This is a genomic window from Corynebacterium ureicelerivorans, assembly GCF_000747315.1.
In the GTDB taxonomy this organism is placed as follows: Bacteria; Actinomycetota; Actinomycetes; order Mycobacteriales; family Mycobacteriaceae; genus Corynebacterium; species Corynebacterium mucifaciens.
Map to the genome: position 1 here is coordinate 1,572,208 of NZ_CP009215.1, position 22,940 is coordinate 1,595,147.

Annotated in this window: 22 protein-coding genes, 1 pseudogene and 1 riboswitch; of the genes and pseudogenes, 4 read left to right on the top strand and 19 right to left on the bottom strand. The window is 64.8% G+C overall.

What is annotated here, in order from left to right; genetic code table 11:
- Positions 1-12 precede the first annotated feature (12 nt).
- The 6 genes from CUREI_RS07755 to CUREI_RS07780 form a co-directional block, all read right to left on the bottom strand.
- A complete protein-coding gene (locus CUREI_RS07755) occupies positions 13-1,917 on the bottom strand; it encodes a peptidoglycan D,D-transpeptidase FtsI family protein (protein ID WP_038614233.1) in 1,905 nt (634 codons plus the stop codon).
- Between the two features lie 202 nt (positions 1,918-2,119).
- Positions 2,120-2,782, bottom strand: coding sequence for a hypothetical protein (locus tag CUREI_RS07760; RefSeq protein WP_144242440.1), 663 nt, complete (start codon positions 2,780-2,782; stop codon positions 2,120-2,122).
- A 39-nt stretch (positions 2,783-2,821) separates the two neighbouring features.
- Positions 2,822-3,826, bottom strand: a complete 1,005-nt coding sequence (gene rsmH, locus CUREI_RS07765; RefSeq protein WP_038612374.1) for a 16S rRNA (cytosine(1402)-N(4))-methyltransferase RsmH — start codon at positions 3,824-3,826, stop codon at positions 2,822-2,824.
- Between the two features lie 174 nt (positions 3,827-4,000).
- Positions 4,001-4,435, bottom strand: coding sequence for a division/cell wall cluster transcriptional repressor MraZ (gene mraZ, locus CUREI_RS07770; RefSeq protein WP_038612377.1), 435 nt, complete (start codon positions 4,433-4,435; stop codon positions 4,001-4,003).
- Positions 4,436-4,850: 415 nt separating this feature from the next.
- A complete protein-coding gene (locus CUREI_RS07775; protein ID WP_038612380.1) occupies positions 4,851-5,243 on the bottom strand; it encodes a DUF3040 domain-containing protein in 393 nt (130 codons plus the stop codon).
- 88 nt (positions 5,244-5,331) lie between these two features.
- Positions 5,332-5,766 carry an SAV_6107 family HEPN domain-containing protein gene (locus CUREI_RS07780; RefSeq protein ID WP_038612383.1) on the bottom strand — a complete coding sequence of 145 codons (435 nt, stop codon included), beginning with the start codon at positions 5,764-5,766 and terminating at the stop codon, positions 5,332-5,334.
- A 154-nt stretch (positions 5,767-5,920) separates the two neighbouring features.
- On the opposite strand from CUREI_RS07780, the gene CUREI_RS07785 reads away from it, so the two are divergent.
- The 3 genes from CUREI_RS07785 to CUREI_RS07795 are packed head-to-tail and all read left to right on the top strand — an operon-like array spanning position 5,921 to position 9,129.
- Positions 5,921-6,523: a GNAT family N-acetyltransferase gene (locus CUREI_RS07785; protein ID WP_051952280.1), complete on the top strand. Its 603-nt coding sequence runs from the start codon at positions 5,921-5,923 to the stop codon at positions 6,521-6,523.
- A gap of 3 nt (positions 6,524-6,526) precedes the next feature.
- Positions 6,527-7,618, top strand: a complete 1,092-nt coding sequence (locus CUREI_RS07790) for a polyprenyl synthetase family protein (RefSeq protein ID WP_201773327.1) — start codon at positions 6,527-6,529, stop codon at positions 7,616-7,618.
- Entirely contained in the window at positions 7,618-9,129 is a 1,512-nt protein-coding gene (locus CUREI_RS07795; RefSeq protein ID WP_051952281.1) for an alpha-(1->6)-mannopyranosyltransferase A, read from the top strand. The genes CUREI_RS07790 and CUREI_RS07795 overlap by 1 nt, the downstream gene beginning before the upstream one ends.
- Here the strand turns inward: CUREI_RS07795 and CUREI_RS07800 are convergent.
- On the bottom strand, positions 9,032-9,394 hold the full coding sequence (locus tag CUREI_RS07800) for an Rv2175c family DNA-binding protein (RefSeq protein ID WP_038614245.1): 363 nt from the start codon (positions 9,392-9,394) through the stop codon (positions 9,032-9,034). The two genes, CUREI_RS07795 and CUREI_RS07800, sit on opposite strands and share 98 nt — an antisense overlap.
- 25 nt (positions 9,395-9,419) lie before the next feature.
- On the opposite strand from CUREI_RS07800, the pseudogene CUREI_RS07805 reads away from it, so the two are divergent.
- Positions 9,420-10,673 (top strand): annotated as a pseudogene (locus tag CUREI_RS07805) (protein kinase domain-containing protein); the annotation flags it as partial.
- 21 nt (positions 10,674-10,694) lie between these two features.
- Here the strand turns inward: CUREI_RS07805 and CUREI_RS07810 are convergent.
- From CUREI_RS07810 to ctaE, 12 genes are all read right to left on the bottom strand, one after another.
- Positions 10,695-12,083: a class II 3-deoxy-7-phosphoheptulonate synthase gene (locus CUREI_RS07810; protein ID WP_038612388.1), complete on the bottom strand. Its 1,389-nt coding sequence runs from the start codon at positions 12,081-12,083 to the stop codon at positions 10,695-10,697.
- An 81-nt stretch (positions 12,084-12,164) separates the two neighbouring features.
- Positions 12,165-12,674, bottom strand: a complete 510-nt coding sequence (locus CUREI_RS07815; protein WP_038612391.1) for a polyadenylate-specific 3'-exoribonuclease AS — start codon at positions 12,672-12,674, stop codon at positions 12,165-12,167.
- Positions 12,675-12,890: a hypothetical protein gene (locus CUREI_RS07820; protein ID WP_038612394.1), complete on the bottom strand. Its 216-nt coding sequence runs from the start codon at positions 12,888-12,890 to the stop codon at positions 12,675-12,677. It abuts the gene before it with no gap.
- The gene (locus CUREI_RS07825; protein WP_038612397.1) at positions 12,887-13,615 is read right to left on the bottom strand and encodes a lysophospholipid acyltransferase family protein; all 729 of its coding nucleotides are present in this window, start codon (positions 13,613-13,615) and stop codon (positions 12,887-12,889) included. Before CUREI_RS07825 ends, CUREI_RS07820 begins: the two co-directional genes overlap by 4 nt.
- 13 nt (positions 13,616-13,628) lie before the next feature.
- Positions 13,629-14,582, bottom strand: coding sequence for an ROK family protein (locus CUREI_RS07830; protein WP_038614247.1), 954 nt, complete (start codon positions 14,580-14,582; stop codon positions 13,629-13,631).
- 11 nt (positions 14,583-14,593) lie between these two features.
- The gene (locus CUREI_RS07835) at positions 14,594-15,745 is read right to left on the bottom strand and encodes a glycosyltransferase family 4 protein (protein WP_038612400.1); all 1,152 of its coding nucleotides are present in this window, start codon (positions 15,743-15,745) and stop codon (positions 14,594-14,596) included.
- The gene (locus CUREI_RS07840; protein ID WP_038612401.1) at positions 15,729-16,757 is read right to left on the bottom strand and encodes an NlpC/P60 family protein; all 1,029 of its coding nucleotides are present in this window, start codon (positions 16,755-16,757) and stop codon (positions 15,729-15,731) included. Before CUREI_RS07840 ends, CUREI_RS07835 begins: the two co-directional genes overlap by 17 nt.
- Before the next feature lie 159 nt (positions 16,758-16,916).
- On the bottom strand, positions 16,917-17,681 hold the full coding sequence (locus tag CUREI_RS07845) for a C40 family peptidase (RefSeq protein WP_236627175.1): 765 nt from the start codon (positions 17,679-17,681) through the stop codon (positions 16,917-16,919).
- A riboswitch (cyclic di-AMP (ydaO/yuaA leader) is annotated at positions 17,680-17,803 on the bottom strand. (Overlaps the previous gene by 2 nt.)
- 412 nt (positions 17,804-18,215) lie before the next feature.
- Entirely contained in the window at positions 18,216-19,847 is a 1,632-nt protein-coding gene (qcrB, locus tag CUREI_RS07850) for a cytochrome bc1 complex cytochrome b subunit (protein WP_038612402.1), read from the bottom strand.
- Positions 19,847-21,067, bottom strand: coding sequence for a cytochrome bc1 complex Rieske iron-sulfur subunit (gene qcrA, locus CUREI_RS07855; protein ID WP_038612403.1), 1,221 nt, complete (start codon positions 21,065-21,067; stop codon positions 19,847-19,849). The genes qcrB and qcrA overlap by 1 nt, the downstream gene beginning before the upstream one ends.
- Positions 21,064-21,912, bottom strand: a complete 849-nt coding sequence (gene qcrC, locus CUREI_RS07860) for a cytochrome bc1 complex diheme cytochrome c subunit (RefSeq protein ID WP_038612406.1) — start codon at positions 21,910-21,912, stop codon at positions 21,064-21,066. The genes qcrA and qcrC overlap by 4 nt, the downstream gene beginning before the upstream one ends.
- 56 nt (positions 21,913-21,968) lie before the next feature.
- On the bottom strand, positions 21,969-22,589 hold the full coding sequence (gene ctaE / locus CUREI_RS07865; RefSeq protein ID WP_201773328.1) for an aa3-type cytochrome oxidase subunit III: 621 nt from the start codon (positions 22,587-22,589) through the stop codon (positions 21,969-21,971).
- Positions 22,590-22,940 lie beyond the last annotated feature (351 nt).

Here is a 22,940-nt window from a genome sequence, read left to right on the forward strand (position 1 = left end):
ATCGTTTCCCCGTCACTCCCCCTGCAGCCTGTACGGCTCGGCGGGCGGGCTCAACGGCACATTCTCGCGGTTGAGCAGCCAGCCAGCAATTTGCTTGAACACCGGGGCGGCCGACTGCCCGCCGGCTCCGCCGTCCAGCACGCCCCGCTGCGGCTCGTCCAGCATCACGGCCACGACAAATCGCGGGTCGTCCGCAGGCGCGATGCCCGCGAACGTGATCCAGTACGCGCTCTGCGAGTAGGCGCCGGTGTCCGGATTGACCTTCTGTGCGGTGCCCGTCTTGCCCGAGAATTGATACCCCTCCACGCTGTTGCCCTGCGCAGTGCCGTTATCCACGCCTGCGGGGTCTTCTTGGAACGTGGCGCGGAACATGTCCACGGTAGTGCGGGCTGCTTCCGGGCTGACCACGCGAGTGCGCTCCGGCGCGGGCTGCGGGATCTCCTCGCCGTCCGGGCCAGTGATGCTGGAAATGATGCGCGGCTGGATCCGCTCGCCGTCGTTGGCTAGGGCCTGGTAGACGCCCGCCATTTGCAGCGCCGTCCAGCTCATGCCTTGGCCGATAGGCAGGTTGGCAAAGGTGCCACCCGACCACTGCTCCAGCACCGGGAGCAGGCCGGACGATTCGTTCGGCAGCTCGACGCCCGTGCTTTGGCCGATGCCGAAGCGGTTGAGGTAATCCCAGTAGCGTTCCTCGCCCAGGCGCTGCACGAGCTGCAGCGTGCCCACGTTCGAGGACTTAGCAAAGATGCCAGCGGTGGTGTACGGCATGACGCCGTGCTCCCATGCGTCCCGGACGGTAATGCCGGCCATGTCGATTGACCCGGGAACCTGGTGCACCTCATACGGGTCCGTCAAGCCCTGGTCGATCGCGGCTGCGGCCGTGATGACCTTCGCCACCGAGCCGGGCTCGAACGGGTGGGACACGTTGGGGTTTTCAAATCCCTTGCCTTGCTTGAGCTGCTGCTCGATATTCCCATTGGGGTTGATGGTGCCCGTGTTGGCCATGGCCAACACCTCGCCCGTGTGCGCGTCGAGCACGACGGCTTGGGCATCCTTGGCCTGCGAGTTGGCCTTCGCCTGCTCCAGTGTCTGCTGCACATAGGTTTGCAGGTCCAGATCGATCGTGAGCTCAATACGGGAGCCTTCAACGGCCGGGACCACGTCGCGCAGGGATCCAGGGATGGACTGCCCGCCGGCCGAGACGTCCTCGGTCGAGCGGCCGTCGATCCCGGTGAGGTCAGCGTCCCTCGCAGCCTCCAGCCCGAATTGCCCCTGGCCGTCCATCGAGACTTTGCCGATGATGTTTTCGCCGACCGCGCCGTTCGGGTACTGGCGAATGTCTTGGTGGTCGGCTGCGATGCCGTGGAATGCGTCCGCCACTGTCGCCGCGACGTCCGGGTCAACATTGCGCACGAGCACTTCGTAGCTGGAATCTGCGTGCAGCTTGTCCAGAATCTCTTTCGCGCTGACCTGGCCCACTTGCGTGGTGGGTTCCCCGGTTGCCGTGCTGGCCGGCGCGTCGCCTTTGACCTCGCCGTCGCCGATCATCCCCGGGATCTCGTTGGCCATGGTCCGCAGCACGTCTTCGACGCGCGCGTCCACCTGCGCCGCAATGTCAGCATCGGACAGGCCGTCCATGCGCAACTGGAGCTCTTGCTGCTCTTTCAGCTCGCTTCGCAGCTGGACCGGGGAAACGGTCAGGGACCTGGCCTGCATGGTGTACGCCATCGTATTGCCGTCACGGTCGACAATCTCGCCGCGACGGGCGCGATCCACGTAGGTACGGCTTCGCTGGTCGTTGGCTTGCTCGCGCAGTTCGTCGCCGATGATTACCTGCACCCAAAAGAGGCGCCCGATGAGCAGCGCCGCGACAGCCAAAAACGCCACACCGAGCCAATAGACGCGCGTGCCCGTGATGCGCTTTTGAGATACCGGAGCCTTCTGCTGTGAGCTGGGCTGGCCGCGACGGGGTCCCGTGCCTTGTACGCCGGTGTTTCCGCCTGTCTTGTTCACTGCCCCACCTCCTTCGTCCGCCTCCGTTATGCCACTGCAGGTTTGTCTCTGCCGCCGTCAATCATGCACCGCCTCTTGCTCGTGCAGCGGTGCGCCACGCCCAGCGCTATGGCTGAGCGGGGACGTTCGCTTGATACGGCGCGAGGTTGGCAATTCGCGGCGCCTCCGCGGAGCGGCCCGGTCGCTGGGTCAGGGAATCCTCCAGCTCCTTCGTCGCGCGCTCGTCAGACGATGCCCGCGAAGCAGGCGACCCCGTCCCGTTAACGTCGACAATTTTGGTGGCGGACTCTGGGTTGTACGGCCGTTGCTCCTCCGCGTGCCCGGTTTCACCCACCGCGACGACTCCGGGCTCGCCAGGGACAACCATGCCCATGGCGTCCGCACGCTGTGCCAGCGAGGCTGCAGATTGCCGGTCCTCCAGATCGCGGTTCAGCGACTCCACCTCGTTTGCAAGCTGCTGCTCGGTCGCTTGCAACTTCTGGATGGCAAAGGTCTGGGCGGTAGCAATACCGGACAAAATCATCGCCGCCGCAATACCGGCGAACAGCAGTGGCAGCGCAATTTGGGACAGGGATGAGAACTTGGTGCGGGCCTTGGCAGTGGCCACCCGGCGTCCGCGCACAGACACCACCTGGTTCGACCCCAAACGGCCGCGAGACCTTGAGTGCTTCTCATGCGGTTTGACACCAGGCATGGTGCGGGCAGAAGACTGCTCGCTTCGGCGCGAGGTGCGGTTCAGCGTTGCAGATCGCGTTGCTCGTGCGGCCATGGTGTCCGTCCTTTGCGGGCTGGGTAGGTGGTGTCGGGGCTAATCGGTGGGGCGAAGTTTTTCTATGCAGCGCACCCGTACGGGCGCGGCGCGCGGGTTGCGTTCGATCTCTGCAGCATCGGCTTTTTCCGCGCCCCGGGTCACGGTGCGAAACGCCGGCTCTGAGCCAGGCAGATCCATCGGTAACCCTGCGGGCGTCTTGGACGCGGTGAGTTTGGAAAACGCGGCCTTGACGATCTTGTCTTCCAGCGACTGGTAGCTCATGAACACGGCCCTGCCGCCGACACCCAGCATGTCTGTGATGACGGGCACGACGTTTTCCACCGCTTCCAGCTCCCGGTTGACCTCGATGCGCAGCGCTTGAAAGGTCCGCTTCGCGGGGTGCCCGCCGGTGCGGCGGGTGGCGGCGGGGATCGTGTCGTACAACAGCTCCACTAGCCGTGCTGCGCGGTCAAACGGCTCGCGCTCGCGCTCCGCCACAATCGCGGAGGCGATCTTGCCCGCGAACCTTTCGTCGCCGTAGGTCTTCAGGATGCGTGCTAGGTCGCCGTGGCTGTAGGTGTTTAGGACCTCAGCCGCCGTGATGCCACCGGTTTGATCCATCCGCATGTCCAGCGGGGCGTCACCACGGTAGGAAAAACCGCGTTCTTCCTGGTCGAGCTGCATGGAGGACACGCCCAAGTCGAACAGTGCGCCAGCGACGCAATACTCGCGGGCTGCCTCAAAGATCGGGCCCTGCCTGTCTGCAACGGCGTCGTCGATGTGGTCGAAGCGGGCTTGCACAGCCACGAACCGGTCGCCAAATGCAGCCAAGCGTTGCGACGCCTGACGGAGCGCATCCGGATCCCTGTCCACACCGATCACACGGGCGTGGGGAAAGACGGTGAGGAAATGCTCAGAGTGTCCCCCCGCCCCGAGGGTGCCGTCCACAAGCACAGCGTTTTGACCAAAGGCTTCGACAGCCGGTGCGAGGAGCTCAGCCATCCGGTCACGCAGAACGGGAACGTGACCGTGCGGGTCGTCAGCGAGCGTGAACTTCGCCATGTCGTGCCCTCCGTGTACCGTTGAATCGCGTTGTGTGTATGCAGTGCGGGGAGCGCGTAGAGCCCTGCCCGGGGCGGCTGTTCTGATGTCGGGGAAGTACACCAGAACGCTTCACGCCCCGGACAGAGTCCGTACACACTCTCCTTGTCGATGTCCGCTGCCGGGTAGTCAGTCCTACAGCAGGCCGGAGAGAATGTCGTCGTCGTCCGCCGCGGAGAACGCGGCTTCGGTTTCTTCTTGATACTTATTCCAGGACTCGAGGTCCCAGATCTCGAGAAAACCCACGGAACCGATGACCACGCATTCCTTGCTCAGGTTTGCGTACTCGCGGTGCGCCGGGGACAAGGTGATCCGGCCAGAACCGTCCAGCGATTGCTCATCCGCACTGGCAGCCAGATTTCGGATGAACGCTCGTGCCTTCGGGTTCGTGCGGGATGCCGCCGCGGCCTTGCGGGCGCGGGCAGCGAACTCGTCGCGCGGATACACCGCGAGAGAGTGGTCCTGCCCCTTAGTCACCATCAACCCGTCCGCAAGATCCTCTCGGAACTTCGCGGGGAGCGTCAGGCGACCTTTGTCATCCAGCTTGGGGGTGTAGGTACCCAGAAACATCCGGTGACCTACCTTCCTTCACTTTCAGACGTTGGCTGTGAAATTTTCTCGGCTTCGTTCCACGGCGCGCACGTAGTCAAGATGCACGCCATTTCACTCCGCTGCGCCCCACTTTAACCCACTTCTCCCCACAAACGCCACACCTACGCGAAACTTCTCACTGGCAACGGCTGTTGTTGCAGGTAATTGAGTAAATAGTCGAGTGGGGGAATTTCCCGCCGTTGCGAGTAACACCACTCACTTGAGGTAGACGCAACCCCAAAAGACGCGGTTTTCACCGGCTGTACAGGGGGCCGACGCGCGAACTAGCGCCACAATGCATCACTGTGGGGAGAAGTGGGAGATTAATCGGCTGCACGAAAAAGCGCCCTCCCGGTGACGGGAGGGCGCAGGAGATAGGGGCGCCAGTGAAGGGTTACTGCCGGTCCTCGAAACGCCGGCGGAAGCTTTCCTCCATGCTTGCGCCACGTTGCGAGCGTGGCTTCGACCGCTTCGACGCGCGCGATGTCACCGACGCGGTCTGCGCAGGTGTGCGCAGCGCCATGACGCCGCCAAAAAGCATGACTGCGAATCCGATGATGCTCAGCACGACAGTCCAGATGCTCAGGCTCGCCAGGGCAACGCCGCCGAGAAGTAGCACGAGACCCAACACAATCAGTGCCAGGCTGCGCATGGTGAGCTGACCGGTCTTCGGGGCAGAACCCACACCCGAATCGGTGACCACGCTGCTGCCGAATTTCGGGTCGTCCGCGAAGAGCGATTGCTCGATTTCGCGCAACGCCCGCATTTCCTGCTCAGAAAGAGACACTGCTCACTCTCCAGATGCCGTTGGCGGACTGCAATTGCTCGTATAACGGCCATCGTACGCAGATTGTTCCCCGCACCCACCCCTACGGTTACGCAGCGACTGCAGACCCACCCGCCACAGTCGCAGAGTAGAAGTCCTCAACATCCGCCAGCAGCCGGTGCACCACCGCGGACCCCGGGTTGAGATCGATCCCGGATGCCACCCTGCCCCGCTGCGCAGAGTAGCGCCTGAACACAGCCGCCCAGTCGGCGCCAGCCGCACCCGTGAGTGCGAGTTTGTCCCAGGCGTTCGTGGGCAGACGCTTCCGTTTGCGGACCACTGGCGACTGGGCGCTGCGCGCACCGGCGATGCGAAGTGCCGCACGGTAGGCGTTTTCCATTGCGAGGTCGTGCCGGCCGGCCTCGAAGTCGTCGTGCGCCTGGGCGATGAGGCTTTCCGCGGCCGCGAGAAACTGGTCGGCACGGCTGACACGTGCGCCAGCCCCGTAGACCGATCCCGTCGTTGCCGAAACTACGCTTGCCATGTCCGGTTCCTCCTGTCTCGAGCCGTTTCCCGCTTGTGCGATGGGCCCAATCTAAAACACTCGTTCGACACACCCTGCGCCGTTTCGAACATTAGTTCTACATCGTCCGCATGCCGTTACCTCGCGCCGGCTATGCAAGTGCTTCGATAGAGACATGACTGCGACCATTCAGCGCCTCACCCCCGCCGAGTTCATCATGCTCGCCCCCGCGCTCGTCGACATCTATATAGAGGCCATGGGGTACGCCCCTTCGATGCGGCCGCAACGCATCCAGGTGTGGAAGGGCGAGGTCCGCTCCCCCGGGTTTACTGCCTTGGTGGCTGTGGACGGTGACGTCATCGTGGGCGTCGCATACGGGTTCCTGGGCACGCGGGAGCGCTGGTGGGACCAGCAACTGGTGCGCGCGATGAAGGCGAAGGGTGAGCTGAGCGCCCTTGACCGCGACATGCTGCACAACTATTTCGAAGTGGCGGAGGTGCACGTCGCCCCTTCCCGGCAAAGCGAGGGCATCGGCGCACAATTACTGGCGGCGTTATTGCGGGAGGTGACGGCTCGATGGGCCCTACTCTCCACCCCGGAAGTCGCCGGAGAGGCGAACAACGCCTTCGGCCTCTACCGCAAATTTGGTTTTACGGACGTAGCCCGGGACTTCTTCTACGAGGGCGATGGCCGGCCGTTTGCCATCCTCGCCCTCGATCTCCACAACACACTGGGTAGGGTGACTGACGTATCCGATAACGGGCACAAGGAGCTGTAACACGTGGCCACAACGCATCTGGAACTCTCGGAAATCCCGCAGCGGGTAGAGCGCAACCTCGCCGCCTTCTTTGACGCGCGCGCCGACGCCATCGCGGCCATCGGTGAGCCTGTCGCCCACGCAGTGAGCCACCTCCAGGCGTTCGTGCTCGGCGGCGGCAAGCGCGTCCGCCCGACCTACGGCTGGGCGGGCTTTGCTGGTGCAGGCGGCCTGGAGCGCGGCGAAGAGGACCCGGACGCCGTACTACGCGCCGTGAGCGCGCTGGAGCTGATCCAGGCGTGTGCGCTCGTGCACGACGACATCATCGACGCCTCCGACACCCGGCGCGGCAACCCCACCGTGCACCGCGCCCTGGAAGCCGAGCACCGCGACCGCGATCTCCTCGGCTCCGCCGAGGCGTACGGCACGAATGCGGCGATCCTGCTGGGCGACCTCGCGTTGGCCTGGGCGGAGGACATGTGGCGCTACTCCGGTGTGTCCCAGGAGGCCCTCGCCCGGGCCGCGGAGCCGTGGGTGGGCATGCGCACAGAGGTCATCGGCGGCCAGCTGCTGGACATGATGTTGGAAAGCCTGCGCAGCGAATCTGTGAAGATGGCCAACCGCGTCAACCGCTACAAAACAGCGGCATACACCATCGAGCGGCCCCTTCACCTCGGCGCGGCGCTGGCAGGTGCGGATGAGGCGACTATCGGCGCGTTCCGCGGCTACGGGCGCGATGTCGGTATCGCGTTCCAGCTACGCGACGACCTCCTCGGCGTGTTCGGCGACCCAGCTATTACGGGCAAGCCTGCGGGCGACGACCTGCGGGAGGGCAAGCGCACCGAGCTCTTCGCCACTGCCGTGGGGCTCTTAGCGGAGAAAGACCCGGATGGCGCAGAGGAGCTGCGCGCCGGGATTGGCCAGACGGCGGACGGCGCGAAGTTGCGTCGATTAGCGCAGCTCATCCGCGACAGCGGTGCCGAGGATGCGGTCGAACAGCGCATTGAGCAGCTCACCGCGTCGGGCCTCGAATATCTCGAGGGCGCGGGTATCAACGACGCTGCCGTGGACGCGCTCACGGCTCTCGCGCGCAAAGCCACAGACCGGCGCAAGTGATGCGGCGTCATCCTCGCGCGCTCGGCTTCGCGGCATGCGTGCTCATCGCGGTTGGCTCCTTCGGCGCGGGCGCGACCCGCTACCGCGGTGGAGTACTGCGGGAGCTCGGGCTGGACTTCCTGGCGTTCGGCCACGGCCGCGGACTCATGGACCTCCTGCTCACCGCCGGCATCGTCGGCCTCGTCGTGGCGTGGGTGATGCTGTGGAAGGCACGGCCTTCTGCACGGCAAATGCGGCGCACCGTGTGGTGGTGGACCGGAGCGCTCGCGTGCAGCGCGCCGATCCTCTCACGGGACGTGTACTCGTACTTGATGCAGGGGGCGATGCTGCGCGACGGCTTCGACCCGTACTCCGAGGGCGCCGCCGTCAACCCTGGCCCGTTTCTCTGGGAGGTCTCCCACGACTGGCGCAACACCACAACCCCCTACGGCCCGCTTCACCTCGGACTCGGTAAGGCGGTGACAACGCTTGTCGGCGACAACGTCACCGCCGGGTTAATCGCGTACCGGTTGATTGCCGTGGCCGGCTTTGCGCTCATCGTGTGGTCCGTCCCCCGGATCGCCAAAGCAATCGGCGGCGATCCCGCTCTCGCCCTCTGGCTCGGTGTGGCGAACCCGGTGATGCTGCTGCACCTGATCGGCGGCATGCACAACGAGGCCGTGATGGTTGGGCTGGTCAGCCTCGGCTTGCTCTCCTGCCTGCGGGGACGCTGGTGCACCCCTGGGATAGCGCTCATCGCGCTGGCGGTCTCGCTCAAAGCGACCGCAGCTGTCGCGCTGCCCTTTGTGGTGTGGCTGATGGTCCAGCGGCATAGCTCAACCGCTCTCGGGCGCGCGGGCATGCTCGTCGTCTCCGGGGCATGGGCGCTCGTCGTCAACGCCGCCGTGGTCCAATTGGTCACCGTCGCCTCCGGCACCACCTGGGGCTGGTTGGCGCAGATCACCGGCAACTCCAAAGTGATCAACCCGCTCGCCGGCCCCACGCTCGCCGCCGAGCTGCTCACCCCGTTGCTGCAGCTTGTCGACGACACGTTCCGCTACAACACCGCGCTGAGCTGGACCCGCTCCGTTTTCTCTGTGCTCATGCTGGTGGGGCTGGTTGCAGTGTGGTGGCTGTTCCGCCCCCGGCCCGGCACCGCCTACGAGCGGCGCGCGGTCGCTGGCACCACCGCCGCCTACGCCGTGGCGTTTGTGGCGAACGCTGTGACGCTGCCGTGGTACTACGCCTCACTCATCTCGCTGACCGGCACGTTCCGCCCACCGGCGTGGGTGGTGAAGGGGTCCACTGGGGCGTCGATCGTGGTCGCCCTGGCGTTCCAGGGAAGCGGAAACCACCGCCTCTACGACGCGTGGTTCCTCGCTCTCGCCGCGATCGGCGCCGTAGTTGCGGTGGAATGGTTGTTCCGTGACGCGTCTAAAACGCCATGGCCTGCGCGCGACGAATCACCTCGCGGGCCTTCTGGCCGTGAAGCGCATCTACAGGACGCCCCGGCAGAGTCTCGTCCGGCGTGAACAGAAACGCCAGGATCTCGTTGGCGTCGTAACCGCCGTCATAGAGCACGGTGATCGCGCCGGAGACGAACTTGTTCAACCCGTCCTCGCCCAGCAGGCTCGCCGGGATGACCTTCTTCCCATCCCGGACGTAGTGCACCAATTTCTTCGCACCGATGTAGTCGTGCACCTTGGTCACTGGCACGCCGAGAACGTCGGCGACATCCGGGAACGGCAGCAAGGTTTCGTCGGCAAGCAATTGCTCAAGATTCGTTTGTGCACTCACGGTTGGCGATTCTACGCTGGTGCGCATGGCTACCTTGGGTGCAGGCACGACATTGGACGGACGTTACGTCGTCGACCGCCCAATCGCGCGTGGGGGGATGGCCACCGTCTACCGGTGCGTGGACAGGCGCTTGGGCCGCGAAGTGGCGGCGAAGGTGATGCACGAGCAGTACGTCCACGACGAGGTGTTCCGCGAACGCTTCCGACGAGAGGCTCGCGCGATGGCGCAGCTCAGCCACCCGAACCTGGTCAATGTCTACGACTTCTCCGCCTCGGGCGACGAGGTTTTTCTGGTCATGGAGCTGATCACCGGGGGCACGCTGCGCGAACTCCTCGCCGAGCGCGGTCCCATGCCGCCGCACGCCGCGGCAGCGGTGATGCGCGGCATGCTCACCGGCCTAGCAGTCGCGCACGAGAAAGGGATGGTCCACCGCGACATCAAGCCCGACAATGTGCTCATCGACGCATCCAGTCGCGTCAAACTCTCCGACTTCGGCTTGGTGCGCGCCACTGCGGAAACCACCCAATCCACCGACCAGATCGTGGGCACAGTCGCCTACCTGTCCCCCGAACAGGTCGACGGCAGCCCCACCACCGCCGCATCCGACGTGTACTCCGCAGGCATCGTGCTCTTCGAACTTCTCACGGGGCAAACACCCTTCGACGGCGACACACCCCTTGCGCACGCGTACGCAAGGCTGCGGTCGGACGTGCCGGCGCCGTCCACGCTCATCGCCGGGGTGCCGAAGCTTTTCGACGAGCTGGTGGCCACCGCCACCTCCCGAAACCCGGCTGACAGGTTCCACGACGCGGCCGATTTCCTCGCTGCGCTCGACGACGTGTCCCGCGAGCTGCGCCTACCCGCCTACACGGTGCCTGCGCCCCGAAACTCGGCCGCGCACCGTGCCACCGAACATCCGACGAATTTCGGGCTCGCCGCTGCTGACCCTTCGATTCCCCCAGCGGAAGCTGCCCCGACTGTCGCCCGTCAGCGTCTGTTTCCGGGCGATGACGCCCCGACGCGCGTCTCCGCGCCCGCCCCCTCCCGCGACCAGTGGCCTGCTGCGGCCGCGGTGCCACCCCCCGTGGTGGCGCCGCAAGCACCGGTGGAGCGGGTGCCGGCGCCCGCACCTCAGCGACCCACCGTCAACCCGGTGTCGAACCGTTCCCCGATCGGCGTAGCCATCTACATGGTTTTGGCCCTCGGCGTCGTCGTGGCCATCGGGCTGGGCGCGTGGTGGTTTGGCTCGGGGATGTACGGCGAAATCCCCGAGATCATCGTCCCCCTGTTCTAAAGCGCCCTAGTAGCGCAGCATCTCCGCGACCAGGAAGGACAGCTCGAGGGCCTGCTCGGTGTTCAGGCGGGGGTCGCAGGCGGACTCGTAGCGTCCCGGCAGGTCCACGTCGGTGATGTCTTGGGCGCCGCCAAGGCACTCGGTGACGTTCTCACCGGTGAGCTCGATGTGGATGCCGCCCGGGTGTGTGCCCAGCTCGCGGTGGACCTCGAAGAAGCCCTGCACCTCGTCCAAGATTTTGTCAAAGTGACGCGTCTTGTAACCGTTGGAGGAGGTGAAGGTGTTGCCGTGCATCGGGTCGGACTGCCAGACCACCTTGTGGCCGGACGCTTCCACCGCCTTCACGATGCCGGGGAGCACGTCGCGCACCTTGTCCTGGCCCATACGGATGACCATGGTGAGGCGGCCGGGCTCGCGGTTCGGATCGAGCTTGTCGGCGTAGGCGACAGCCTCCTCCGGGGTGGTGGTCGGGCCGAGCTTGATGCCGATGGGGTTGGAGATCATCGCGGCGAAGTTGACGTGGAAGTCGTCGATGCCGCGGGTGCGCTCGCCGATCCACAGCTGGTGCGCCGACAGGTCGTAGAGCTTGGTCTCACCGCTGGAATCGGTGGCGAGGCGGAGCATCGCGCGCTCGTAATCCACCAGCAGCGCCTCGTGGGAGGCGTACACCTCGGATGTCCGGAGGTTGTCGTCGCGCACGCCGCAGGCGTCCATGAACGCGAGAGAGCGAGAAATCTCGCGGCCGAGCGCCTCATAGCGCGCCCCAGCCGGGGAGTTGGAGACGAACTCGCGGTTCCAGTCGTTGATGTGGTGCAGGTCAGCGGTGCCAGACGTGGTCAGGGCGCGCACGAGGTTCATCGCGGCCGACGAGTTGGCGTAGGCGCGCACCATGCGGGCCGGGTCGTGACGGCGGGACTCTTCGGTGGGCTCCACACCGTTGACAATGTCACCGCGGTAGTTGGGCAAGCCGTTGCCGTCCAAGTCGGAGGACCGCGGTTTGGCGTATTGGCCGGCGATGCGTGCCAGCTTCACCACCGGCATAGACGCGCCGTACGTCAGCACCGCCGCCATCTGCAGCAGTGTGCGTACGTTCGCGCGGATGTGGGGCTCCGTGTTGGATTCAAACGTCTCGGCGCAATCGCCGCCTTGCAGCATGAAGGCCTCACCCAAGGCGACATCCGCGAGGTTGGCCTTGAGCTGCTCCACCTCGGGTGCGAGGACCACTGGGGGCACGGACTCGAGGATCTTTCGCACGTTCTCAGCCTGGGCAGGGTCCCAGGAAGGCTGCTGCTTCGCGTCGCGGGAGATAACGTCTTGGAACTGCTCGTTCAGGTCGCCCGGCAACGGGGGCAGATCCGGCAGCACGTCTTTCGGGATGTCAATAGTCCAACTCACCCGTTTAGTAGTAGCACGATTTATCCCTGCGCCACAATACTTTTTACCTGCAGGTTCCCAGACTACGGCGGCTCAATCTCACTATCTGGACACAGCACCGGAGGCGTCGAGAGGCAGCGCCTCCATGCACACACGGAATTTACGCAGGTTGTGGCGCGCGTCAACGAGCGCGTCGTGGTTGCCGTCCGGCACCTTGGGCAAACGAGGCCTACCCGCCATCTGCCAGTACTGCTTGAGCTCGCGGGTGTACCGCGGCAAATCCTTCGGCAACCCAGACATGTCACCCCACAGCTGCGCGAAGACGACGTGGTCGTACGCACCGACCCACGCCCACAGCTCCGGAACGCCTCGGCCGGCGGCGAGGAACGCGTGGGCCTCCTCCCGAATCTGACGCAGCGGCTTCCAGGCTGGGTGCGAGGCCCGCGGCAGCTTGCTCAGCACGTTGTCGCGCACCCACTCATTGGCGCGCGAGGCATCGAACTCATTGCTGACGGCGTAGAACTCCCGGCCGTCTTCTGCGACGATGCCGATAGAGACCAGTTCGATCGTGGAGCCGTCCTCAATGAACTCCGTATCGTAGAAATACCGCATCTACTTGCGCTGCTCCGCCCGTATGTCGTTGAGCAGCTCGCGTCGCGACGGCCCCTTCGGCCCCCTGTCGCGGCGCGGCCAAAACATTACCGCCGCCACCGCGACCACAGCGATCGGTCCCGCCAGCTTCGGATACCAGCCGGCTTGGGACGCAATCAGGAACAACGTCACCACAACGGCAACGAGGACGAAGCGGACAATGAGGGATCTGTTCACGGGCGCGCCTCCTCTGGGTAATCCCCCGTCTCCTCCAACGCCTTTTTCACGTCGGAGGCGTAGACGTCTACGTAGTCCTCCCCCACCATTGCCGCGAGGCGGCGCATGCAATAGTCGGTGAACGGCCGCATGACCTCGCGCGAGTCGGGGTCGAAACCGTTCTCCACCGCCCACGCCCGCGGATCAATCGGCTCGGACACCTTGATCCGCACCTTGGCGGGGCGCGGAATGGTGGTGCCGATGGGGTTGGCTTTTCCGGATCCGATCATGCCGATCAAGACAACCGGGACTCCGCTCGGCATCGCGATGCGGGCAAGCCCCGTGCGACCTTTGTACACGCGGCCGTCCGGGGAGCGCGTGCCCTCCGGGTAGATACCGAAGAGGTCGCCCTTGTCCAGCACGCTCTTGGCCGCCGCCTGCAGCGCATCCCCGGCGTCTTTCGCACCGCGGTCGACGGGGATTTGGCCCACCGAGGAGAAGAAGAACTTCTGGATGCGCCCGGTAAGACCCGGTGTGGTGAAGTACTCCTTTTTGGCCGGGAACGTGATCTGACGGCGCACGAGCAGCGGCAGATAAAAGGAATCCAGCACCGCTTGGTGGTTGGACGCCAAGATCGCGGCGCCTTCGTTGGGGATATTCTCCGCGCCCTCGATAGTGGGACGGTTCCACACCAGCAGGGGCGGCCCGAGCAAAACCTTGAACAGGGAGTACCACTTGTTGTTCATCGTTGTTCGCCTTCTACAGCAGTTCGCGGGCCAAATCAGCGACACCGATCATACCCGCCCGGGACCCCAGCTCAGCGCACAGGATCTCCGGCAATGGGCGGTAGCCGGCACCCACAATGTTCGCTTCCATGGAAGCGCGGGCGTGGTCCAAGAACAAATCCGCGTCGTCGCTGACTCCACCGCCAAGCACAATGTGGGCAGGATCGAGCACGTCCGCGACTATCGCCAGCCCGCGCCCCAGCCACGTTGCAAAGCTGTCCAGGGCGGCGAGCCCCAACTCGTCGCCGCCGCGCGCCGCAGCCATGATGTCGTGCCCGCTCGCCCGCTTTTCGACGACCGCCCGGTACACCGCCGAGTCCTTGAAGCTGCCCTCCGTGGCGATGTCGATCGCGCAATCCACCAGCGACGTACCGGATGCGTAGCGCTCCAGGCAGCCCTGCTTTCCGCACGAGCACACCCGCCCGCCCGGCACGACGGTGATGTGCCCGAACTCCGGGGCGGTGCCGAACGCGCCGCGGTAAATTTCACCTCGGTGCATCAGCGTCGCGCCGATACCGGTGCCGACGGCGAAAAAGACCCACGTTTCCAAGTCGCGCCCCGCGCCGTAACGGTACTCACCCCAGGCCGCGGAATTGGCGTCGTGCTCCAGGCGCACCGGCAGGCCCAGCGCCTCCTCCAGATCCCGGCGCACGGGCTGATCGTCCCGCCACGCCAGGTGGGGCGCAAACCGCACGACCTCGCACGACGGGTCCAAGAATCCGGCGACGGCGACGCCGACAGCGCCAACATCGTGTGTCGCCCGCAGGTCCCCCACCATGCGCACGATCGTGCCTGTAAGCCCCTCAGCGTCGTGGGGCGTGGGGGTGCCGAGCGATTCCACAATCGCGCCTGTCGCATCCACCACGGCGGCGCGGGTGTTCGTGCCGCCGATATCAAAACCGACGGTCACGGGTGAGTGAGCAACCATGTCAAGGCAGTCTAGCCCCCCGGCTGCGCCGCCCCGCATAACGCTGCTAGCCGGTCGCCGAGCACGTCCCAGGAGAAGCGCTCGGCGACGTGGGCTCGCCCGGCTGCGCCCATGCGGGCACGCCCTTGGGCGTCGACAAGCATCCCCCCGATCGCCCGTGCGACCTCGTTGGTGTCGCGCCCATCCACCACTACCCCGCTTTCGGGCGTAACAGTTTCGGGCGCGCCGCCGGAGCGACCTGCGACCACAGGCACGCCGCACGCCTGGGCTTCGAGGTACACAATGCCGAGGCCCTCGACGTCGAAACCGCCGAGGCGGGTGCGAGCGGGCATGGCAAATACGTCCGCAGCCGCCACAATGTCGCGCAGCTGCTCCCCCGGCACGGCGCCCGTGAACACCACCCCCGCTCCGGCGATTGCGTGCAACCGACGCGCGTCAGGCCCAGTCCCCACGATGACGAGCCGCGCGCCTGCCGCTTGACGACGCACCTCCGGCAGCGCCCGTATCAGCACATCCTGCCCCTTACGTGCGACCAGCCGAGACGAACAGACAACGAGTGGCGCATCGCCGACGCCCAGGCGTTCGCGGGTGGCGGTGCGCTGCGTCGCGGTAGCCGGCCGGAAGAACTCCGTGTCCACGCCGGACGGGAGCGCAACAAATCGGGGGCCGCTGCCGAATGCCGGGCGGAGTCGTTGCAATGTGTAGTCCGAAATGTAGGTCACGATATCCGCACTACGCCCGATATCGCGTAGCGCATTGCAGCCGATAGGCACCTTGGCCCAGCCCACCTCGTGACCGTGCGTGGAGGCGATAACGGTGGCGGCGCCTGCCCGTTTCGCCGCAGGCCCCATCAGGGCAAGTGGCGCAGCGGCGCCGAACCAGACTGTGTCAATGCCGTGCGTGCGAATGAGGCGCTGCATTGCACGCGTCGTCGACGGCGTAGGCAGCATGACACGGTGCGACCAGCGCACCACCGTGTACGGCACGGACGCATCCCATTTGCGCGCCGCGGCAGCATCCTGCGTGGAGGCGAACACCACCAGCGACTCAGGCCCCACCCGCCGGGCGAGCTCCCGGGCGAAGTCCCGCAAATATGACTGAATCCCGCCCACGGTCGGCGGGAAGTCGTTGGTAACCAGTAGCGTCTTAATAGCGCACGGCACCCTGGACCGGCATGCTGTTCAGGGGAACAACCTGGATCGGGATGCCGTAGTCAGACGAGTGGACCACCATGCCGTCGCCGATGTACATGCCCACGTGCGTCACACCCGGGTAGTACCCGATGATGTCGCCGGGCTGCAACGCGTCCAGCGAGACCGGCGTGCCACCAGCGAGCTGGGCCTGGGAGGTGCGCGGGATGCTGATGCCGTTTTGTGCGTAGGCCCACATCATGAGACCGGAGCAGTCGAAGGCGTCTGGGCCAGCCGCGCCCCAACCGTAGGGCTTTCCCAGCTGTGCCATGGCCGCGGCGACAATGCCGGAATCCACCGCCGGCAGTGCCGAGCTCTCGACCGGGTTGTCCTTCTTGACCCACCGCTCGCGGTCGGCCTCGTTCAAGCTGTCCACTTGGCGCTCAATGTCGGCGACGCGCTGGTCCAGCTCCGCGCGCTCCTGCTGAAGCTTCTTGCGCTTGCCGTCAAGCTCGTTGCGGACGTACTGCGCTTCGGCCACTGCGATGTTGGCAGCGTTCGCGCGGTCGGCGGCCGCACGGTTCGCGTCGTCCAGCTCGGTCAAGGCGCGCTGAGAGTTCCTGTTCAACGCTGCGAAGTACGCGGAGCGGTCGATCGCGTCCTGCGGGGTGCCGGAGCCGAGGGTGGTGAGCAGCGCGTCAGTTGCCGGGACACGGTAACGCGACTGAGCGATGTCGCCAACGTTCTTGCGCTGCGCGTCACTGTCGCCGCGGATCGCCTCCAACTGCGCCTTGGCCTCCGTGGCACGAGCGATGGCGGAGCGCTCCTTGTCCTCAGAATCGGCGATCTGGTCCTCCAGACCCTTGATCTCCTCCGCCTTGGCGGTGGCGTCGTGGGAGGCGGACTCCATCTGCTCGATGAGCGCATCCACGTCGTCGGCGTGCGCGGAGGGAAGCAGCGGGGCGGTAGATGCGACGATGCCGCCTGCAAGGACCGCAGTGGTTACGGAACGGGAGCGGTTTCGGCGAAGGGAGTGCTTACCCACGTGTATACCTCTTCATGTGCTGGCGAGAACGAACAAACTATAGCTGTTCCGAAGGCCGTCGCAAAGCAAAATGCGCCGGGACGTGACTGGTGTGAAAAGTGGCCTCTAATGAGCAAAGCCCCGCTGGCCGTACGGTAGCGGGGCGTCAGGGGGATTGGCCTAGAAGCGAACCACAGAGTGGATCGGCATCATGTTCAGGCTGCGGTATCCGACCGGGGTGCCGGAGTTCAGCGCATCGATGATCTGGCCGTTGCCGGCGTAGATGGCAACGTGGGATGCGCCGTCGTAGTAGGCAACGATGTCGCCGGGCTGGATGTCGCTCAACGCGACGCGCTGGCCGGAGTACGCCTGGGACTGAGAGGTTCGCGGGATGGACTTGCCCACCTGCGCGTATACCCACGAGGTGAAGCCGGAGCAGTCGAACGAGTTCGGGCCAGCGGCACCGTACACGTACGGGGAGCCGATCTTGGACTGCGCGATGGACACAATGCGCTCGCCGACGGACGGCTGGCGCACCGGCGCGGGCGCAGCGGCCGGAGCCGAGTAGGTCTGCTTCGCCGGTGCCGACTCTGCTGCGACCGCCTGCTGCTCCACGGTGTTGAGGAACTGGTTGAAGCCCGGAACGTTCGACACACCCGGGATTGCCTTCACGGACGCGATAGCGTTCTGGATGCTTGCGTCGGCGGACTGGCCCGCCACGGACGGGATCCACGCGTCGATACCCGGGATGGCTGCGATGCCCGGGACGTTTTCGATGCCCGGAACCTCGACGGAAACCGGGGTGTTGGGAACACGGACCTCTGCTGCGGAGGCGGCGGCCGGCGCGACCAGTGCTGCGCCAGCTGCAATAGCGGCGGTAGCCGCTGCTGCGCGCGAAGCGGTGTTTTCCTGGCGACGGTGCTTTGCCACGATAGTTTTCTCCATATCTTCTCTTCGCCAACCGGGTTAGCTGTCGGGCGGGGTGTTGAGAAAAGGCCCTGCGCCCCACGGGAGCGTGAGCCCCACTGTGGTTCCCCGGTCCCCTCGGCGGGCGGCCCGCGGGTGCGGAACGTCAACCTGGGTAACGGCTTATATGTTGTCTGCGGTACATGCTGCCAACGGTTGTTGTCGCAATGTCTCGAACAGGTTACGAAACGGCAACATCCGTGTCCAACCGCCACGCCGTTATTGTTCCGTTATCAACAGGTTTGGGTTGCCTGCGTCGCTGTCGTCACGCGCGCGGCCGGTCCAGAGAAGCCGCCGTCGTTACGGAACAAAAGGCGTCTGAACTGGACGTTTATCTTCTCCCTCCACAACTCCCCCGGCACCGCGTTGCCGACCCGAGGTGGGTCTTCATGAGGGGTTGTGCGCTTCGTCACATGCCGTCTTTATCACCTTGTAACAAAGTGAAACCCCCCTTTTCCCGAAACCGGGAAAAGGGGGTTTGTATGCGACCGCTAGGTGGGAAAGCGCGGGAGGTTATTCAGCGCTGTTGTGCGTTGCGTCGCGGTCGAAGCGGTCCTTCGTCTCCTCGAGGGCACGCATCGTCTCAACGGCCTCGTGGTGCTTCTGCTCCTCGGCGTCGCGGACGCGCTCAGTCACGCCGAGCTCAGCGGGCGAGAACTTGCCGATGGTGTCCGAGTCCGCGAAGCCAAGCTGGTTCATCTGCTTCGGCACACGGGCACCGGCGTACTCCAGCGGCACGGGGTGGCCGTGCTCGTCCACCGGGCCGAGCGGCTGGTGGATCTCCACGAACGCGCCGTTCGGCAGACGCTTAATCACACCGGTCTCGATACCGTGCTCCAAGACTTCACGGTCGGAGCGCTGCAAGCCAATGCACAGGCGGTAGGTGATGAAGAAGGCCAGCGGCGGCAGGACGATCAGGCCAATGCGGCCGAACCAGGTCATCGCGTTCAACGAGATCTGGAAGAAGTGCGCGATGTGGTCGTTACCACCGGAGATGGTCAGCAGCAGGAAGAAGGTCAAGCCCATCACGCCGACACCGGTGCGCACCGGGACGTCGCGCGGACGCTGCAGCAGGTTGTGGTGGGCGGTGTCGCCGGTGACCTTCTGCTCGATGAACGGGTACGTAATCAGCAGCACGACCATCAAGCCACACAGCAGAGCAACCCAGAACGCACCCGGGATGGTGTAGTTGCCAAGGTAGAGCTCCCACGCCGGCATGACACGGGCGGCGCCGTCAGTCCACAGCATGTAGATGTCCGGCTGGGAGCCAGCGGAAACCTGCGACGGATTGTACGGACCCAGGTTCCAGATGGCGTTGATCGACGTCAGACCAGCCATGCCGGCAAGAACAGCGAAGACCACCATCATGTAACCAATTGCCTCGGTTGCGAATACCGGGAGGATACGTACACCGACAACGTTGTTCTCGGTGCGTCCCGGCCCAGGGAACTGGGTGTGCTTCTGGAACCAGACGAGCGCGAGGTGCGCTGCAACGAGGGCGAGGATGATGCCCGGCAGGATCAGCACGTGCAGGATGTAGAAACGATCCAGCATGAGGTCCGACGGGAAGTCACCGCCGAAAATCGCCCAGTGGATCCAGGTGCCGATGATGGGCAGACCCAGGATGATTGCGGACATGATGCGCAGGCCAACACCGGACAGCAGGTCGTCCGGCAGCGAGTAACCCATGAAGCCCTCGATCATGCCCAGCAGCACGAGGGTGACACCGATAAGCCAGTTAGCCTCACGCGGGCGACGGAACGCGCCGGTGAAGAACACGCGCATCATATGGGCGAACATCGCCATCATGAACATCAGCGCGGCCCAGTGGTGCATCTGGCGGACGAACAGGCCGCCTCGGACATCGAACGAGAGGTCCAGGGCCGTGGCGTACGCGCGCGACATTTCCACACCGTTCAGCGGGAGGTACGCGCCGTCGTAGATGACCTTTGTAATCGACGGGTCAAAGAACAGTGCCAGGTAGATACCGGTCAGCAGCAGGATGATGAAGCTGTACAGCGCCATCTCACCCAACATGAAGGACCAGTGGGTGGGAAAGACCTTGTTCAGCTGCGGGCGCAGCACGCCCGAGATGGTGTAGCGCGAATCAACGTTGTCCGCGGCTTGCTCAAGTTTAGTGCTCATTAGGACTGACGCTCCCAGAATGCCGGGCCGACGGGCTCAATGAAGTTCCCGTTGGCGATGAGGTAACCGTCTTCGTCAACAGTCACAGGCAGCTGAGGCAGGGCACGAGCGGCCGGGCCGAAGACCGGCTTGCCGTAGTGCAAAGCGTCGAACTGCGACTGGTGGCACGGGCACAGAATGCGGTTGGTCTGGGCCTCGTACAGCGAGGTCGGGCAACCGATGTGCGTGCAGATCTTGGAGTAGGCGTAGTAATCGCCGTAGTGGAAGTCCTCCTGGCCCTCGCGCTCCACCACCTTCTCAGCGTCCTGCGAACGCAGGCGGATCAGCATAACTGGGTTGCGCGGGCCGTGGATGGAGTGCATGTGGTGCTCGTAGACGTCGCGCTCCGGGTCGTACTCCGAACCGTCGTTGACGTCCTCCGGGTACAGGGGAAAGACCGTCTCCATCGCAGCAGCAGCGAGGTCTTCCGGGCGCATACGCACCAGACGGGACACGCCCGCCGTGGAGTAGTGCGAACCGGTCTCGCTCTCGTGCAGCTCGGCGATCGAACCGGTATCGCGGCCGAGATACACCTTCACGCCCTGGTCCTGGATGGTCCAGCCGTGCGTCCACAGAGTGCCGTCGCCATGGTAGTCCAGCTCGTGGCGGACCTTCCAGGGGTTCTTGATCAGACCGCCGAGAGGAGCAATGACCATCAGGCCCGCGAGGACACCCGCGGTGCCGAGAAGGCCCTGCAGTGCCTTGCGACGACCCAAGGTCGACGTCTCCCACGCGTCGTTCAGCAGCGCGGTAGTGGTGCGACGGTCCAGCTCGCTGGAGCGGCCGTCGTGGCGGCGCTGCACCGCAATCTCCTCCGGCACGAATTTCTTCACGTACTGGATGATGGCGATGCCGAGGCCGCAAAACGCGAGTGCGGAGGTCAGGCCGAGCAGCGGGGTGTACAGGGTGTAGACCCACAGCCCATCGTCGCCGTGGAACTTCGGCTCCCAAGGCCAAAAGAGGTAGACGCCGAGGAACGCGAGTGCGCTGACGACCGAGATAGTCAGCCAGATACCGATGCCGGTGGCAGCGGACTTCTCGCGCGGGTCGCCCTCAACCGGGAAACGCTCCTTGCGGTACGCAACCGTCACGTCGTCAAGCTCGGTGCCCAGAGCCGCGAGCTCGGCATTGTTCATGCGGTCGAGCTCTTCTACCGAGTAATTCTTCTTCACTTCACTCATGAGCGAGATCCAATCCACATAGCAGCGGCAGCGACCAAGGTCACGCCGATGATCCACATCGCCATACCTTCAGAGACCGGGCCGAGGCCACCCAGGTCCCAGCCGCCCTGGGACGGGGTCTCCTTGGTGGACTTGATGAAGGCGATGATGTCCTTCTTCTCGTCCGCCGTCAGCTGGCGGTCGGAGAACTTAGGCATGTTCTGCGGGCCGGTGAGCATCGCCTGGTAAATCTCCTGCTCGTTCGCAGGGTCCAGTTCAGGCGCATACTTACCGGAGGACAGAGCGCCGCCACGGCCGGTGAAGCTGTGGCACGACGCGCAGTTCAGGCGGAACAGTTCGCCGCCTCGGGCGACGTCGGCAGCCTGGATCTGCCCGTCGAAGTCCTTACCGCGCAGCTCTTCCATCGCGAGCGAGCCGTCCTCGTTGTAGACCAGCTCAGGGCCGCCGCCGTTCGCTGCAACGTAGGCAGCAAGAGCGAGTGCCTGTTCCTCGGTGTAGCGCGGGCGCTTGCGCTCAGCCTGGGCGTCGTTGGACATCATCGGCATACGGCCGGAGTTGACCTGGAAGTACACGGCGCCTTCGCCGGTGCCGATGAGCGACGGACCGCGGTCCTCCACGCCCTGGAGGTTCGCACCGTGGCACGTGATGCAAGCAACGTCGTAGAGGTCCTTGCCCTCCTGGATCATCGCCTGGTCGTCACGGGCGGCGGTAGCCACCTGCGTATCGGGGGTAAGCGCGGACGCGAGCAGCCCCGCGCCGGTCAACCCCAGCGTCAGGGCAGCTGCGCCAGCGAGTGTGCGCTGCGTCTTGCGTCCCTGGCGCTTCTTCTTGGGTGAGTTTTCCATTGTGTTCCCTTAGCGACTTTTCAGAATTTGTCCGGTACCTGTGCGGCTTAGCTGGGCTACTGCACGAGGTAGAGGGTGATGAACACGCCGATCCAGATGGCGTCGACGAAGTGCCAGTAGTAGGAAACGGCCATCGCGGCGGTTGCCTGAGCCGGGGTGAACTTCGACTTCGCCACACGCATCAAAACGACGATGAAGGCGATGATGCCGGCGGTCACGTGGGCCATGTGGAAGCCGGTGATGATGTAGAACACCGAGCCGTACACGCTGGACTGGGGGGTCACACCCGAGGTCACCATTTCGGTCCACTCGAATGCCACCAGGCCGAGGAAGATGACGCCCAGCACAACGGTCACGGTGAACCACTTGCGCAGGCCGAACACGTCACCCCTCTCCGCGGCGAAGACACCGAACTGGGAGGTGAACGAGGAGGCAATCAGCACGACGGTGATGATGCCACCGAACAAAACGTTCAGGTGGTCCGTCTGGTTGCCCCAGTCACCTGCGGCGAGGCCGTTTGCACGCGACGTGAAGTACATCGCGAACAAACCGGCGAAGAACATGAGCTCCTGGGCGAGGAACGCGATCGTGCCCACGCTGACCATGTTCGGTCGGTTCAGCGCTGGGACGCGATTTTGCGGCGTCGCCATATCTTGGTTTGTCATTGCGGTCGTCACGGAGGAGATTATCCCCTATCTCGCCCTGATATTCATCTCACTCACCCCCGCAATTTCCCTGTGAACGACACCCCAGCCTGCGCTTTTCGCACACGTCGATGTTGCGAAAACATGAACTTCGAGTCGACGGGAACTTTCTGCGGGAGTTTACGACGCGATCCCTGCTGGTCATCGGGCCACTCCCCCTCGCCTGTCATCCGATGCCGTTTTCCACCGGCGCTGGAAGCGCCGGCCAGCAAGTAACTCGAGAGTTCCCAGTTGTGCCGCATCTCACACGCAACGCACGCGGCGCCCACGCTCGTGGGGGGACAAACTTTCGGTTGATGGCGCCAGCGATACAGAAGAACCCCG